At 62.4% G+C, this 15,092-nt stretch carries 15 protein-coding genes; 9 read left to right on the plus strand and 6 right to left on the minus strand.

What is annotated here, in order from left to right; translation table 11 throughout:
• The first annotated feature begins 18 nt into the window (after positions 1–18).
• From AC07W7_RS07785 to AC07W7_RS07800, 4 genes are all read left to right on the plus strand, one after another.
• Positions 19–1,131 (plus strand): uroporphyrinogen-III C-methyltransferase, encoded by a 1,113-nt coding sequence (locus AC07W7_RS07785; RefSeq protein ID WP_076964255.1) that lies wholly within the window; start codon positions 19–21, stop codon positions 1,129–1,131.
• A gap of 5 nt (positions 1,132–1,136) precedes the next feature.
• Positions 1,137–2,378, plus strand: coding sequence for a heme biosynthesis protein HemY (locus AC07W7_RS07790; protein ID WP_169902181.1), 1,242 nt, complete (start codon positions 1,137–1,139; stop codon positions 2,376–2,378).
• Positions 2,379–2,602: 224 nt separating this feature from the next.
• Positions 2,603–3,124, plus strand: a complete 522-nt coding sequence (locus AC07W7_RS07795) for a disulfide bond formation protein B (RefSeq protein WP_076964253.1) — start codon at positions 2,603–2,605, stop codon at positions 3,122–3,124.
• 205 nt (positions 3,125–3,329) lie between these two features.
• Positions 3,330–3,788 carry an Rsd/AlgQ family anti-sigma factor gene (locus AC07W7_RS07800; RefSeq protein WP_076964252.1) on the plus strand — a complete coding sequence of 153 codons (459 nt, stop codon included), beginning with the start codon at positions 3,330–3,332 and terminating at the stop codon, positions 3,786–3,788.
• Positions 3,789–3,843: 55 nt separating this feature from the next.
• On the opposite strand, the gene AC07W7_RS07805 is transcribed toward AC07W7_RS07800, so the two are convergent.
• A complete protein-coding gene (locus AC07W7_RS07805; RefSeq protein WP_495039041.1) occupies positions 3,844–4,509 on the minus strand; it encodes an FKBP-type peptidyl-prolyl cis-trans isomerase in 666 nt (221 codons plus the stop codon).
• A gap of 192 nt (positions 4,510–4,701) precedes the next feature.
• Here AC07W7_RS07805 and AC07W7_RS07810 point away from each other — a divergent pair, with 192 nt between their 5' ends.
• Positions 4,702–5,856, plus strand: coding sequence for an AlgP family protein (locus AC07W7_RS07810; protein WP_495039042.1), 1,155 nt, complete (start codon positions 4,702–4,704; stop codon positions 5,854–5,856).
• Here the strand turns inward: AC07W7_RS07810 and AC07W7_RS07815 are convergent.
• Positions 5,853–6,317 (minus strand): TIGR02444 family protein, encoded by a 465-nt coding sequence (locus tag AC07W7_RS07815; RefSeq protein ID WP_495039043.1) that lies wholly within the window; start codon positions 6,315–6,317, stop codon positions 5,853–5,855. The two genes, AC07W7_RS07810 and AC07W7_RS07815, sit on opposite strands and share 4 nt — an antisense overlap.
• A 50-nt stretch (positions 6,318–6,367) precedes the next feature.
• On the opposite strand from AC07W7_RS07815, the gene AC07W7_RS07820 reads away from it, so the two are divergent.
• From AC07W7_RS07820 to AC07W7_RS07830, 3 genes are all read left to right on the plus strand, one after another.
• Complete coding sequence (locus AC07W7_RS07820) at positions 6,368–8,278, plus strand: ATP-binding cassette domain-containing protein (protein ID WP_076964248.1); 1,911 nt, start codon at positions 6,368–6,370, stop codon at positions 8,276–8,278.
• The gene (locus AC07W7_RS07825) at positions 8,278–8,847 is read left to right on the plus strand and encodes a mechanosensitive ion channel family protein (protein ID WP_076964247.1); all 570 of its coding nucleotides are present in this window, start codon (positions 8,278–8,280) and stop codon (positions 8,845–8,847) included. Before AC07W7_RS07820 ends, AC07W7_RS07825 begins: the two co-directional genes overlap by 1 nt.
• 71 nt (positions 8,848–8,918) lie before the next feature.
• Positions 8,919–9,551 carry a LysE family transporter gene (locus tag AC07W7_RS07830; protein ID WP_076964246.1) on the plus strand — a complete coding sequence of 211 codons (633 nt, stop codon included), beginning with the start codon at positions 8,919–8,921 and terminating at the stop codon, positions 9,549–9,551.
• 137 nt (positions 9,552–9,688) lie between these two features.
• Here the strand turns inward: AC07W7_RS07830 and AC07W7_RS07835 are convergent, their stop codons facing one another.
• Genes AC07W7_RS07835 through AC07W7_RS07850 form a run of 4 tightly spaced genes read right to left on the minus strand, consistent with a single transcriptional unit; the run spans position 9,689 to position 12,832 of the window.
• The gene (locus AC07W7_RS07835; RefSeq protein ID WP_495039044.1) at positions 9,689–10,429 is read right to left on the minus strand and encodes a penicillin-binding protein activator LpoB; all 741 of its coding nucleotides are present in this window, start codon (positions 10,427–10,429) and stop codon (positions 9,689–9,691) included.
• A gap of 3 nt (positions 10,430–10,432) precedes the next feature.
• Positions 10,433–11,020 (minus strand): penicillin-binding protein activator LpoB, encoded by a 588-nt coding sequence (gene lpoB, locus AC07W7_RS07840; RefSeq protein WP_076964244.1) that lies wholly within the window; start codon positions 11,018–11,020, stop codon positions 10,433–10,435.
• A 35-nt stretch (positions 11,021–11,055) separates the two neighbouring features.
• Positions 11,056–11,424 carry a YcfL family putative periplasmic lipoprotein gene (locus AC07W7_RS07845; RefSeq protein WP_495039045.1) on the minus strand — a complete coding sequence of 123 codons (369 nt, stop codon included), beginning with the start codon at positions 11,422–11,424 and terminating at the stop codon, positions 11,056–11,058.
• A 10-nt stretch (positions 11,425–11,434) separates the two neighbouring features.
• On the minus strand, positions 11,435–12,832 hold the full coding sequence (locus AC07W7_RS07850; protein WP_236309549.1) for a COG3014 family protein: 1,398 nt from the start codon (positions 12,830–12,832) through the stop codon (positions 11,435–11,437).
• 303 nt (positions 12,833–13,135) lie between these two features.
• Between AC07W7_RS07850 and AC07W7_RS07855 the strand changes: the two genes are divergently transcribed.
• Positions 13,136–15,034 carry an FTR1 family protein gene (locus tag AC07W7_RS07855; protein ID WP_169902179.1) on the plus strand — a complete coding sequence of 633 codons (1,899 nt, stop codon included), beginning with the start codon at positions 13,136–13,138 and terminating at the stop codon, positions 15,032–15,034.
• The last annotated feature ends 58 nt before the right edge of the window (positions 15,035–15,092 follow it).

Below are 15,092 nucleotides of genomic sequence, written 5' to 3' on the forward strand. Positions count from 1 at the left end.
AACGCAAAGGATGGACACGTGAGCGAAACAGCCTTGCCTAAAGATGAAGCTCAGCCCGCGCTTGATGCGCCCGTTGAGACCCCGGTCACTACGCCTCGCCGTGGCAACGGCCTGGCGGTCTTTGCTTTGCTGCTGGGTGCCGCCGGTGTTGCGGCCGGCGGCTGGGGGCTCTGGCAGGTCCGGGCCCTGCAAGCGAGCAGCCAGCAACAGTTGGGGCAGGTGCGCACCCTGGACGAACAATCCCAGGGCATCGCGCAGGCACAACAGCAGTTGGCCGCGCGCCTGGCGCAATTGCCGGGCGCTGATGAACTGGAAGAACGCCGCCGGTTGGTGGCGCAGTTGCAGGGCGACCAGCAACGCTTGAACCAGCGATTGGAAACCGTGCTGGGTGCCAGCCGCAAGGACTGGCGCCTGGCCGAGGCCGAGCACCTGCTGCGCCTGGCCAGCCTGCGCCTGTCGGCCTTGCAGGATATCAACAGTGCCCAGGCGCTGGTGCAGGGCGCCGATGAGATCCTGCGTGAGCAGAGCGATCCCGGCTCCTACGCCGCCCGCGAGCAGTTGGCCAAGAGCCTGGCGGCCTTGCGCAGCGTTGAGCAACCCGACCGCACCGGGCTGTACCTGCAACTGGCGGCGCTGCGTGACCAGGTGGTGCAACTGGCCGCCGTGTCCCCGGAATATCAGCTGCAAGAGAGCCCGCAGGGCCGGCCGACCACCGACACCGATAGCCGCTGGAGCCAATGGTGGGAGCAGATTTCCCGCTACTTCCGTATCGACTTCAACCCCGATGACAACATCCGCCCACTGCTGGCAGGCCAAGGCCTGAACCAGGTGCGCCTGGCCCTGAGCCTGGCGCTGGAACAGGCGCAATGGGCCGCCCTCAATGGCGAGCCGGCGGTGTACGCCCGTGCATTGGGCGAGGCGCGCAGCGTCTTGCAAGACAACTTCAATCAGGACAACCCGCAAAGCCAGGCCATGCTGGCGCGTATCGCCGAGCTTGAGCCCAAGGCCGTCTCGGTGGTGACCCCGGACCTCGCCGCGAGCCTGTCTGCGGTGCAGGCTTACCTTGAACGCCGCCATCTGTCTGCCGATGAAGCCAAGGCTTCCGCCGGTAAGCCGGCGACCCAGGAGTAAAGCCGATGAAGCGTTTCTATGTGATCCTGGTGCTGGCGATTGCTCTCGCCCTGGCGCTGGCGGTGGGCATCTCGAAACACACCGGCTATGTGCTGATCAGTTATCCCCATGTGCTGCATTACGAGTCCGGCCTATGGTCGACCCTGGTGGCCGTGTTTGTCGTCGGCCTGGCGATCTATCTGTTGCGGGTGCTGCTGGGCCTGGTGACCACCTCCGGTGGCGTGGTCAATCCCTGGTCACGGCGCAATCGCAGCCGCCGGGTGCAGGTGGCGATCGAGCAGGGGCAGATGGACCTGGCGGAAGGCCGCTGGGCCAGTGCCGAGCGGCACCTGCACCGTGCGGCGGAAGCCGAGCGCCAGCCATTGCTGTATTACCTCGGCGCGGCGCGGGCGGCCAACGAGCAGGGGCGTTATGAAGAGTCCGACAGCCTGCTGGAGCGGGCCCTGGAGCGTCAGCCCCAGGCCGAGTTGGCCATCGCCTTGAGCCACGCACAGCTGCAGATGGACCGTGGTGACACGGAAGCGGCCCTTGTGACGCTGCAGGCCATGCATGAACGCCACCCGCACAACGCCCAGGTCCTGCGCCAGCTTCAGCGTTTGCACCAGCAGCGCGGTGACTGGTCTTCGGTGATCCGCCTATTGCCGCAATTGCGCAAGGACAAGGTGCTGCCGGCTACCGAGCTGGCAGATCTGGAGCGCCGGGCCTGGGGTGAAAACCTGAGCCTGGCGGTCCAGCGCGAAGAGCACGGTGAAGCCGGCCTGCAATCCCTTGAACGGGCCTGGCAGCAACTGACCTCGGCCCAGCGCCAGGAGCCTCAGCTGGTGCTGGCCTATGCCGAGCAGTTGCGCCAGTTGGGTGCCGATGCCAAGGCCGAAGAGGCATTGCGTGTTGCGCTCAAGCGCGGTTACGACAGTCACCTGATCCGATTGTATGGCCTGTTGCGTGGTGGCGATCCGGCACGCCAGCTGAAATTCGCCGAAGGCTGGCTCAAGGACCATCCGGGGGATGCCAGCCTGTTACTGACATTGGGCCGGCTGTGCCTGCAAAACAGTTTGTGGGGCAAGGCGCGGGACTATCTGGAAAACAGCCTGCAAGTGCAGCGCAACCCCGAGGCCTGTGCCGAGTTGGCGCGGCTGCTGGCGCAGTTGGGTGACACCGAGCGCAGTAACCAGTTGTTCCAGGAGGGCCTGGGTCTGTTGGACAGCCGTCTGCTGGCTTCGCCGCTGCCGGTGCCTGCCCGGGTCTAGCGTAGGAAGCCTTGAAGGGTTGGTTCAGACCAACCCTTCAAAACCTCTCGGTTTTGCGGATTTCAGGGGCTTGAAGTGGTTTCCCACAGGGGGCCACGTAAAGTTACCTACCTATTGACGGAATATCCTTGCGATCTCACGGAAGCGTCTGCTCCAACGCGTATTGAAAGGGGTAAGGTCTTTCCTCTACCGTAACGACCTATCTCTTGTGTTGCGGATAAACAATGTCTTTGGCCCCTTCACGCTCCTTGTTCTTCCTGGCGTTCATGGCCGGTGCATTGACGTTGGGCGCGTCTTTTTATCTGGAATACGGGGCTCTTCTGCGACCTTGTTTCCTGTGCCTGATCCAGCGCAGCCTGTTGGCGCTGTTCACCCTGGTCAACCTGATCGCGACACTCCATGGCCCCAGGCGCGCAGGTATTTACCTGTACTGGGCGGCGAGTATGGGGTGTGCGTTGCTCGGCGCAGTGACAGCGGTGCGCCAGGTGCTGTTGCAGAACATCCCGCCTGACCAGATGCCCCACTGTTGGCCAAGCCTGGAATACATGATCGAAAACCTGTCGTTGGGGCAAGCCCTGCAATTGGCATTCAAGGGCACGGTCGACTGTGTGGAAATCAACTGGACGTTGTTCGACTTGAGCATCCCGGAGTGGAGCCTGCTGTTCTTCGTGGCCATGCTTATCCTGGGGGCAACCCAGTTTTCGCGCGTGTTGTCCGGTCAGGGTTTGCGCTTCGTGAAGCACTGATTAGCGGTGTTGGCCCGTAGGATGGGATTAAACACTTGTATGAACTTTCTGGTCTGCGTACCTTGAAGCCACAGTCACGCGGGCATAATCTGGCCCGCACGCGTTATTGAAACAATTTGTTCGATGCGGCGTTGTCCGGTTGCCGCCTTATCCTCGACGTGTTGCGCGGGCAAAAGCGGCACCGCCCATAAGGGAAGAGATCATCATGTTGGAACGTTGTCAGAATGCTCAGGAACGCTGGGGTGGTGTGCATAAGCTGATCGACAGCTGGTTGAAGGCGCGTCACGAATTGGTTCAAGCCTTTGATGCTCTGGGCGAGAAACCCGAAGCGCTGGCTGAGAACCGTGAGCCTTTGCAGGACTTCTGTGGTGTCTTGGTGGATTACGTCTCGGCAGGGCACTTCGGTATCTATGAACAATTGACCAAGGAGGCCGAGGCCTTCGACGACCAGCGCGGCCTGGACTTGGCCAAGACGCTTTATCCACGAATCAAAGACATCACCGAAAAACTCCTGGCTTTTAACGACCTTTGCGACAAGGGCGAGTGTGTGGCCGCAAAATTCAAAGAGCTGGGCGGCCTGCTCCATGAGCGTTTCGAGCTGGAAGACTGCCTGATCGAAGTGCTGCACAACGCCCATAAGGAAGAGCCTGCAACCCAGGCTTGATTCTTAGCGGCAAGACAAAAAAACGGTGCGCATGGCGCACCGTTTTTCGTTGGGGTCAGACGTCGGTTGCGAGCAATTCAATCTCGAAAACCAGCGGAGTGTAAGGCGCGATCAGTTCACCTGCACCGTCTGCGCCATAGGCCTGTGCCGATGGAATCACCAAGCGCCACTTCGCGCCCACCGGCATCTGCTGCAACGCGCTTTGCCAGCCGCTGATCACACTGTCCAGGCGGAACCACTGGGGCTGTGCACTCTGGTCGAAAATCGTCCCATCGGGCAATCGCCCCACGTACTTCACTTGAACCCGATCGTAGGCGCCTGGTTTTTCCCCGCGGCCGGGAGCCAACTCTGTGAGCAAGATACCGTCTGCCAATTCGCGCACGCCGGGTTTGGCTTTTTCCGTGGTTATAAATTGTTGTTCGGCGGCAAGAGCCTGTTCGCTTTGCGGCACTTGGGGCCCGGTGCTGGCCTGCGCTTCGTGTTGGGCAAGAAGCTGTGCGATGCGTGCGTCGTCCAGGGCCAGGGGCTTGCCTTGATAGGCTTGCTTGAGACCTTCGAGCAAGGCCTGGATCTGCAGGTCGGGGACTTCCTGGCGCAGGCGTTCACCCAGGCTGGCACCCAGGCTGTAAGCCAGGTCATGGCTGTCTTTGGACGTCGTCGGCTCACTTGCGTTGGCCACTGAAAACGATAAGCCCAGGATGAAAAAAAGGTAACGCGACATGGGTATTCTCCAGCCGAAAGTGCGGTGAATTATGCCAGCGTGGTGGGGTAAAAAACGCAGTGGTTTTTCGTTATATCAATAAGAATTTTTGTGCGGTGCAACGCAACGCATTCGATACTGTCAACATGCCCTAGCGGCGGTAAGAGCAGAGGGCTAGTATGAGCCGCACCCACGTCAGCCAGGAGGTAAACCATGTCGGCCAAACAGAAGCCTGTTAATACCCCATTGCACTTGCTCCAACAACTCTCGGGCAGCCTGCTCGAACATTTGGAAAGTGCTTGCTCCCAAGCCTTGGCTGATGCAGAGAAACTGCTCGCCAAGCTGGAAAAACAACGGGGCAAGGCGCAAGAAAAACTGCATAAATCCCGCATCAAACTGCAAGACGCCGCGACTGCCGGCAAAGCCAAGGCGCAGACCAAAGCCAAGGGCGCCGTCAAAGAACTTGAGGACTTGCTCGATGCCCTCAAGGATCGTCAATCCGAAACCCGCACCTACATCCTTCAACTCAAGCGCGATGCCCAAGAGAGCCTGAAACTGGCACAGGGTGTTGGTCGGGTGAAAGAAGCGGTGGCCAAAGTATTGAGCGCTCGTACACCAGCCAAGGCCGTTGCTGCCAAGGCACCCGCCAAAGTTGCAGCCAAGCCTGCCGCTAAAAAAGCGCCGGCGAAACCGGCCGCCAAGCCAGTTGCTAAAGCTGCTGCTGCAAAACCGGCCGCCAAGCCAGTTGCCAAAACCGCTGCTGCAAAACCAGCCGCCAAGCCAGCTGCTAAAGCTGCTGCTGCAAAACCAGCTGCCAAGCCAGTTGCCAAAACGGCTGCTGCAAAACCAGCTACCAAGCCAGCTGCTAAAACCGCTGCTGCAAAACCAGCTACCAAGCCAGCTGCTAAAACGGCTGCTGCAAAACCAGCCGCCAAGCCAGTTGCTAAAACGGCTGCTGTAAAACCAGCCGCCAAGCCAGTTGCTAAAACGGCTGCTGCAAAACCAGCCGCCAAGCCAGTTGCTAAAACGGCTGCTGCAAAACCAGCCGCCAAGCCAGCTGCTAAAGCTGCTGCTGCAAAACCAGCCGCCAAGCCCGCTGCCAAACCAGCTGCTGCAAAGCCGGCCGCCAAGCCAGTTGCCAAACCAGCTGCTGCAAAGCCGGCCGCCAAGCCAGTTGCCAAACCAACTGCTGCAAAGCCGGCTGCCAAACCCGCTGCTGCAAAGCCAGCCGCCAAACCAGCGCCAGCTCCAGCAGCTGTCAAGCCAGCGACCCCTGCCGCACCGGCAGCGCCAGCCGCTACCACCGCACCGGCCAGCAGCACGCCTGCCCCGGCAGCATCAGGCACCACCCCAACCAGCGCTTCCTAAGTGCCGGTGGCCGCGGCGCGCAGCTGATGCAGCGCGTCGTGGTCGAGGTTGGCGGCTTCGGTCGCCAGTCCTTCAAGCCATGTCTGATTCGTGGCGCGCTCCCCCGTTGGCCAAGCCTGTACCAGCGTCTCCAGACGTAACAGCAGCTGCCGTTCGGCTTCCAGCTCCAGGGCCTTGACCCGCTCACGCAACGCTCCCAGCGCCACATCCTGCTGCGCCAAGGTGCGCCATTGCTTGCGCAGCCTGCGCAAGGGCTCCACAACATCTGCCTGCCAAGGCCCGGCGATTGCCCGCAGCACTTGCAGGCGTCCAGGTTCAGGGGCGACCCCGCGCTGTTCCAGCCACAACCCGCACAACAACAGACACACATCCGCCCCTTGCTCCTGCAAGCGCAGGCAGGCATCTTCAGCACCCGCACGGGCGTAGGTCGAGAGGGCAAAGCTCCACAGGTCAGCGCACATGTTCACACCCAAGCCAGCGGCCAACGAAGCTGGTAGACTCCGCCGCCATTATGATCCGACTTCAAAGCCTAACATTACAGCGTGGCCCGCAACGTCTTCTTGAAGACGCCGAGCTGACCCTGCACGCCGGTCACAAAGCCGGCCTGATCGGTGCCAATGGCGCCGGCAAATCCACGTTGTTCGCCCTGTTGCTCGGTGAGCTGACCCCGGATTCCGGGGACTGCCTGCTGCCGGCCGACTGGCGTATCGCCCATATGCGCCAGGAGATCGACACCCTGGACCGCATCGCGATCGACTACGTGCTTGATGGCGACCTGCGCCTGCGCCAGGTGCAACACGACCTGGCCGAGGCCGAGAAAGCCCAGGACGGTGCCGCCCAGGCCCGCCTGCACTCGGAACTCGACAGTGCCGACGGCTACACCGCTGACGCCCGTGCGCGCAAGATGCTCGCCGGTCTTGGGTTCACCAACGAACAGATGGACCGCCCGGTCGCCGACTTCTCCGGGGGCTGGCGCATGCGCCTGAACCTGGCCCAGGCCCTGATGTGCCCGTCGGACCTGTTGCTGCTCGATGAGCCGACCAACCACTTGGACCTCGATGCGATCCTGTGGCTGGAGGATTTCCTCAAGAGTTACCAAGGCACCTTGTTGCTGATTTCCCACGACCGGGATTTCCTCGACGCCGTGGTCGATAACATCGCCCATGTCGAACAGAAGAAAATCACCCTCTATCGCGGCGGCTACACCGCGTTCGAGCGGGCCCGTGCCGAACGCCTGGCCCAGCAGCAACAGGCCTTCGAGAAGCAACAGGCGCAGCGCGCGCACATGGAAAGCTACATCGCCCGGTTCAAGGCCCAGGCCACCAAGGCCCGCCAGGCCCAGAGCCGGATCAAGGCCCTGGAGCGCATGGAAGAACTGTCGGCGGCCCACGTCGATTCGCCGTTCGACTTTGTGTTCCGCGAATCGCTGAAAATCTCCAGCCCCTTGCTCGATCTCTCGGATGCCCGCCTGGGGTATGGCGACAAAACCATCCTGGAGAAGGTCAAGCTGCAACTCACGCCGGGCGCGCGCATCGGTTTGCTCGGCCCCAACGGTGCGGGCAAGTCGACGCTGATCAAGAACCTGTCGGGCGAGCTGCAACCCCTGGCCGGCCGCCTGACCCGTGGCGAGAACCTGGTGGTAGGCTATTTCGCCCAGCATCAGTTGGACTCCCTGGATGCCAAGGCCAGCCCGCTGTTGCACTTGCAACGCCTGGCGCCGACCGAGCGCGAACAGACCCTGCGCGACTTCCTCGGTGGTTTCGACTTCCGTGGCGCGCGCATCGATGAGCCGGTGCTGAACTTCTCCGGCGGCGAAAAAGCCCGCCTGGCCCTGGCCCTGATCGCCTGGGACCGGCCCAACCTGTTGCTGCTCGACGAACCGACCAACCACCTGGACCTGGAAATGCGCCTGGCGCTGACCATGGCCCTGCAGGAATTCAGTGGCGCAGTGCTGGTGGTGTCTCACGACCGTCACTTGCTCAAGAGCACCACTGACAATTTCCTGCTGGTGGCCGATGGCAAGGTCGAAGAGTTTGACGGTGACCTGGACGACTACGCCCGTTGGTTGACCGACTATCGTCTGCGTAACGCGCCGGTCAGCAACACCCCGGTCAACCCGGACAAAACCGACAAGAAAGCCCAGCGCCAGGCTGCCGCGGCCCTGCGTCAGCAGTTGGCGCCGCACAAGCGCGAAGCCGACAAGCTCGAAGCCGAACTGGGCAAGGTGCACGAGCGCCTGGCCAAGATCGAGGCCAGCCTCGGCGACAGTGCGGTATACGAAGCGGCCCGCAAGGATGAACTGCGCGACTTGCTGGCCGAACAGGCCAAACTCAAGGTGCGCGAAGGGCAATTGGAGGAAACCTGGATGGAAGCCCTCGAACTGCTCGAAGGCCTGCAAGCGGAGCTGGAGGCGTTGTCCTGATGGAAGCCCTGGAACTGCCGCTGCCGGCGCAATGGATCGAACCGGTATGGATGGGCGTGCAAATCCTGCTGATCCTGCTGGCCGGTTACCTGGCGCAGCGCTTCGTCGCCAAGGGCCTGACGCGCCTGGGCGAGCGCTACCCGTTCCCGCCGCAACTGCTGATGCCCCTGCGCGGCGGCCTGCGCTGGCTGATCATGGGCAGTGCGCTGATCTTTGTCCTCGAGCGCCTGGGGGTGTCGGCCATTGTGCTGTGGACCGCGCTGTCGGGCTTTGTGGCGGTGGCGGCGGTGGCGTTCTTTGCCATGTGGTCGGTACTGTCCAACCTGCTGTGCGCGATCCTGATCTTCACCGTCGGGCCGTTTCGTCTGGGCGATGTGGTCGAGCTGGTGGACACCGTCGACAAACCTGGCGTCAAGGGCCGGGTGATTGCGATCAACTTGCTGTACACCACGCTGATCGAAGTGCCCGAAGCGGGCACCGACAGTGCCGTGGTGCAAGTGCCCAACAGCCTGTTCTTCCAGCGCTCGGTACGCCGCTGGCGCGGTAGCGATATCAGCCCCTTGCCCTGAAAAATCTCTAGCCAGCCCTCGGCCCTTGGCGTTAGCTTAGTGCTCACAACGAATTTGCTACGAGGTGTGTAATGGCGCTCGACACATGGCTGGCCTTTTTCCTGGCCAGCTGGATCATCAGTCTCTCCCCCGGCGCGGGCGCCATCGCCTCCATGTCCAGCGGCCTGCAATATGGTTTCCTGCGCGGTTACTGGAACGCTATTGGCCTGCAACTGGGCCTGGCGATGCAGATTGCCGTGGTAGCGGGCGGCCTGGGCGCCATTCTGGCGACGTCTTCAACCGCGTTCTATGCGATCAAATGGTTTGGCGTGGCGTACCTGGTGTACCTGGCCATCAAGCAATGGCGCGCCCTGCCCATGGACATGAGCGATGACGCGCCGGTGCGCCCGATCGGCAAGCCGATGGCGATGATGTTCCGTGGCTTTCTGGTCAATGCCAGCAACCCCAAGGCCCTGGTCTTTATGCTGGCGGTGCTGCCACAGTTCGTGAACCCACAGGCGCCGCTGCTGATCCAGTACCTGATCCTCGGTGCGACCATGATTGGCGTGGATATGATCGTGATGGCCGGCTACACCGGGCTGGCGGCGAAAGTGTTGCGCCTGTTGCGCACACCCAAGCAGCAGAAGCGCATGAACCGTACGTTTGCCGGGTTGTTCGTGGGCGCTGCGGGGTTCCTCGCCAGCCTGCATCGCGCCACGGCCTGACTGAACAAGCCCAATCAAAACTGTGGGAGCTGGCTTGCCTGCGATGCAAGCGCCGCGGTGTCACTGATACACCGCGGTGATGCGATCGCAGGCAAGCCAGCTCCCACATTGATGTGTGCTAGCCGAGCCACCGAGGTTCAGTGCAGGATCTTCGGCGCCTCATCCCTTGGCAGGTTGTTGCGCAATGCCGGCTGCCCAGGCTCCTGGTAGCCGCCGCCCAGTTGCTCCTGCAACTGGCGCGCCACATCCTCCCCCAAGGTTTTCGACACGTCCTTCACCACCCGTGGCCGGCTCAGGCTCACGCGTACGTCGCGGCTGCTCACCAGCTTGGTGTCCTGGCCTTCACCCATGGCGGTAAACGCCGAGGTGATCTCGTAGGTGCGGGTGTTGATCAGGCTGAAATCCGCCACGACCGCCAGCCCCAGCACCGCCGAATAGCTGTTGGTGCGATCCAGGGCGTTGATGTCCTGGGTGAAGTCGATATCCGACAAGGTGCCAAACAGCACATAGTCGGCGCCCTTGAAGTGGCCGGCCTTGATCCGCTTGATCACGTCGTACACGTCGCCCTTGGCCTCGCGGGTGTAGGGCGTGCCCTGGACCAGCTGGAACTGGCGCGACTTGAGGATTTCGCCCTTGATATCGCCGCTGAATTTACGCAGCTCGCTCTGTTCGATGTAGCTGTTGCGGCTCTCGAATTCGGCGTAGCTGGACGCGCCGCTGGCGTTGTACGGGCTGGCCTGGAAGTTATTGCTGGCCGCGACGGCGTGGATGTATTCCTCCACGCGCGCCTCGTAGGCCAGGTCCGTGACCGCGATTTTCGGCGCCGCCCAGGCGCCAGCGCTGCACAGCAGGGCGATGATGCCGATCCATGGGCGCATGGCCTAGCGCTCCGTGGTCTTGCGGATTTCTTTTTCGTCCATCCATTCGGCCAGGCCGCTTTCGACGTCGATCAGTTGCAGGCTGAACTTGTAGAACACGTCCTTGTAGTCGGCGCTGCGCTTGACGATGGAGCTGATGGAGCCTTCCAGGCGGTACTTGGCGGCAATCATGTTGCCGGTCTTGCTGACGGTGGACTTCTTGTACAGGCCGCTCTGGTTTTGCAGCTTGAGCTGCTCGACCTGGCTTTGCATATCGGTGTTGTCGCTGGCGAAGCGGGCGGTGCCGGTCTTCATCAACTGGGTCTTGATCGAGGTGGTGATCTCGCGGGTGTCGATGTACTCGCTGGTCTTGTTCTTCACGTCATACACCTGCACCACCGGGCGGCCCTGGAGGATGCCGGACTGCGCCAGGGAGCGGGTCATGCTTTCGGCGATCATCTGCAGGTCGGTGGAGCCGAACTCGTTGGTCACCAGTTCCACGGCCTTGGTGTCGCCGTAGCTGATATTTTTGCCGCCGATGACTGGCGAGGTGTTGGCGCAGCCGCTGGCCAACACGGCGACCACGGCGAGGAACGAAAAGCGTGCAAGCATGGGAATGTCTCTCGAAAACTGAATAGGGGGCTGGCTCAAGGCGTTTTCACTTCAAGACGGAAGTCGGCGGCCTGGGGCAGGTTGGCGATGGCCGGCAGGAAGGTGGCCTGGTTGGCGTAGAGGTTCAGCACTTTCCAGGGTTCTTCGTCGCCCACCGGGAAGCCATCGGCGCCCAGCCAGGCGAAGCGGTAATACATCATCTGGTTGCTGCTGGTGATGTTGCTCAGTTGCACCTTGGCGGTCAGGAAGCCGTTTTCGCGGGCCACCCGAATGGCACCGACGGCGATGCCCTTGAACGTGCCCATCACCACGAATTTGCTCGCGGCGCTGCCCGGTGTCGGCGGCGGCGTGGCGCACCCGGCGAGGACGATCAGCGCCAGGGCACCGAGGATAAAATGACGCATAGCGTGCTCCTTAAGGTTGTTTGAGGCTGGCGACGGCCTGGGTCGGGTTGCTCGCGACCACACGGGCTGCCACGCCGCTGGCGAACACCTGGTTGCCGACCACCCGCAAAGTGATCACCTGATGGCGTTGCTCGGCCTTGACCGTCACCAGGCTGCCGCCCAGGGCATTGGGCAGGCTCACCTGGTGCTCGCCATGCTTGAGGCGCAGGCGCGTGACCTGGGTCATGTCCGGCAGGGTGCGCCAGGTGCGGGTATCGGCGCCCTCGGTGACGGCGGAGGCGATGCCCAGCACCAGGCCGGCCATCGGGTTGGTCTGGTTGAGGTTCTTTTGTGTCACGCCGCGGCTGATGGCGCGCACGGTGGTGCGCAGGATGATCCCCGGCATGTCGTCGCGCAGGGCGCGGCGCGACATCGCGGTGGTGCTGTTGAGGGCGGTGAGGTTTTGCTGGCGGCCATCGACGCCGATCTGCGCAAAGGTGGCCGTCGAGGTGTCTGGCTTGATCACCGGGAACGACAGCGGCGTGATCACCCAATGCCCGTCGATCGGGATCGGCAGCGGCAGGCGGATCGAGTCGCGGGCCGGCGCCAGGCCGCTCTGCACCACGATCAGCACGTCGCTTTCGTCAGCCGCCACGGGGGAGGCATCCAGATCGAGCAGGGCCTGTTCCAGCAACGGTGTGTTGGGGCGCAATTCGGCGGCCTTACGATAGCCCGGCGCGGCCAGGTCCTTTTCGCCCAGGGCTTCGTAGACGAAGCCAGCCAGGTAATGGCTGAACGCACTTTGGTAGCTGTTCTTCAGGCCCACCACGTCCGGGGCGTCGAGGCTTTCCACCGGGTAGCCGCGCAGGTCTTTGAACTGCGTGGCGACGCCCTGGCGCTCGGCTTCGTTTTCGCGCTTGAGGTATTCCTTGTCCCGCAGTTCGGCGATCACGGCTTCGCGTTCGTGGGTCTTCTTGATTTCGGTGCGTGCGCCGTCGAAGTCATTGACCGCCAGCAGGTTCAGCGCCATTTGGGTGGTGAGCATGACTTTTTCGTAGTCATAGCCTTCGTAGCGCCGCACCTTGTCATTGACCAGGAAGCTGCCGAATTGCGCCAGGTAGCGCTCGGTATCGAACTTGACCGACTCTTCCCACGTGTACACCACCAGGTCCGCACGGTGCCAGGCCGCCTGGCTGCCGGCCAGGTCGCCCTTGGCCCGCAGCAACTCGCCTTTTTCAAAATAGTAGAGAAGGTCTTTGTCTTCGCTGCTGTTGTTCTTTTCCAGCAGGGTCAGCGCGGCATCCACATTGCCGCTGGCCAACTGCTGGTTGGTGGCTTGCAGTTCAGTGTCGTAGCTGCGGAACATCGAGCAGCCCGACAGCAGCGTAACCGCCGCGAGGGCAAGGGAGGTAAAGACGCGAGATGCCATTGAGGTGCTGCTTCCCTGAGCGTAATCGGCCGAAGGGGCTGGTCGGGCCGAATAACCAAGCGCAGGAAAAGTCTTTTCCCACATATTCCTCATAAAAAGAGGAGCCGAAATGCCGTTTCGCGATAACGAAGGCGGCGCATTATAGGTCTCGTTACTGGCAAAACAATGGCTTTTCAGCTGCATTCTTTAAGGTTTGTGCCACTACGCAGGCCACTGATTTCAGCCGTCAATCACTAACATCTTGAGTCAAACCCATTAACATTCGACAATATGTTACTTCTTGTTTCCATTTGAGAGTCATTCATGACTGCCCCTTCCCGTTTTCTCGCCTGGCTGTTGTTGCCGGCGTTGGTGTTGTGCAGCTTCAACCTGCTGGCGGCCACTGCAGACGGTGCGCCCCAGGCCCTGCATTTACTGGACTACATTGGCGCTGACTATCCGCCGACGGTGGAGGCGGGCAAGGTGGTCGATGAGTCCGAGTACCGTGAGCAGGTGGAATTCCTCGGTGTGTTGCAGGGCCTAGTGGCGCAACTGCCGGACAAGCCTGAGCGCGCAAGCCTGGTCAAAGGCGTCGCTGCGTTGTTGGCCGCCGTCACCACCCACCAGGATGGCGGCGTGGTAGCGCGCCAGGCGCGGCAACTGGGGGCGCAACTGGCGGCGGCCTATGAAGTGAGCCAGGCACCGGCCATTACCCCCGACCCGACCCGCGGCGCGCCGCTGTATGCCCAGCACTGCTCGGTATGCCACGGTGACGCCGGGGCGGGCGATGGCCCGGCGGGTGTCGGCATGACCCCGCCACCGGCCAACCTGCGCGATGCGCAGCGCCTGGACCGCCTGAGCCTGTATGGCATCTACAACACCCTGGGCCTGGGCGTCGAAGGCACCGATATGCCGTCGTTCGCCGACCAGTTGGATGACCGTCAGCGCTGGGACCTGGCGACCTATATCGCCGGCTTCACTGCTGACCCGGCGGCAGCCAATAGCGAAAAATCCTTCAACCTGGCCGACCTGGCCCGCCAGACCCCGGAAGAAGTGCTGGCCGCCGAAGGGCCGGACGCGGTCCGGGTGTTCCGCGCCCAGCGCGCGCAGCCGCCGCAGGTCCAGCGTGGCCCGGCGCAGTTGCTGGCGTACACCGCCGCCACCCTGGATAAAAGCCTGGCGGCATTCCGCGGCGGCGAGCACGAACAGGCCTACGACCTGTCGGTAGCGGCGTACCTGGAAGGTTTCGAGCTGGTGGAGAGCTCCCTGGATAACGTCGATGCCAACGTGCGCAAGGACACCGAGAAGGCCCTGATGGCGTATCGGCAGTCGTTGCAGGATGGATTGCCGATCGAACAGGTCCAGCAGCGCCTGGACGTGGCCAAGGGCAAGCTCACTGAAGCGGCCGGCCTGTTGGGCGGCGACGGCCTGAGCTGGTCGTTGAGCTATATCTCGGGCTTGCTGATTCTGCTGCGTGAAGGGCTGGAAGCGATCCTGGTGCTGGCGGCGATCCTCGCCTTCCTGCGCAACACCGGCCAGCAGTCGGCGGTGCGCAGCGTCAACGTCGGTTGGGGCCTGGCCTTGCTGGCCGGTGCGGCGACCTGGGCCCTGGCGGCCTATGTGATTGACGTCAGCGGTGCCCAGCGCGAGTTGCTGGAAGGCTGCACGGCGCTGTTTGCCAGCGTGATGGTGCTGTGGCTGGGGGTGTGGATGCACGACCGCCGGCACGCGGCCGCCTGGCAGGACTACATCAAGAGCAGCCTGGTCGGCGGCGGTGGGCGTTTTGGGTTTGCGGTCCTGGCGTTCTTCTCGGTGTACCGCGAACTGTTTGAAGTGATCCTGTTCTACGAAACCCTGTGGCTACAGGCCGGCCCTGCCGGGCATAACGCGGTATTGGCCGGTGGCGCCACGGCGCTGGTGCTGCTGGTGGGTCTGGCGTGGATCATCCTGCGTGGCTCGGCGAAGCTGCCGCTGGCGCTGTTCTTCGGAATCAACGCGGCGCTGCTGTGCGCGCTGTCGGTAGTGTTTGCCGGGCATGGCGTCAAGGCGTTGCAGGAAGCCGGCATCTTCGGCACCCGGCCGGTGGCGTTCTTTGATTTTGACTGGTTGGGCATTCATGCCGATGCGTATTCGTTGAGTGCACAGGCGCTGGCGATCATTGCGATTGTGGTGCTGTACAGCCGCAGCCGGTTGGCCGAGAAGCGCCGGGTGGCGGCTTCCTGAAGGTACTTGCGGTCAAACTGTGTGGCTTGTGTGGGAGCCAGCTCCCACACAAATCCAC

It is taken from the genome of Pseudomonas sp. GW821-FHT01D09 (assembly GCF_059422465.1).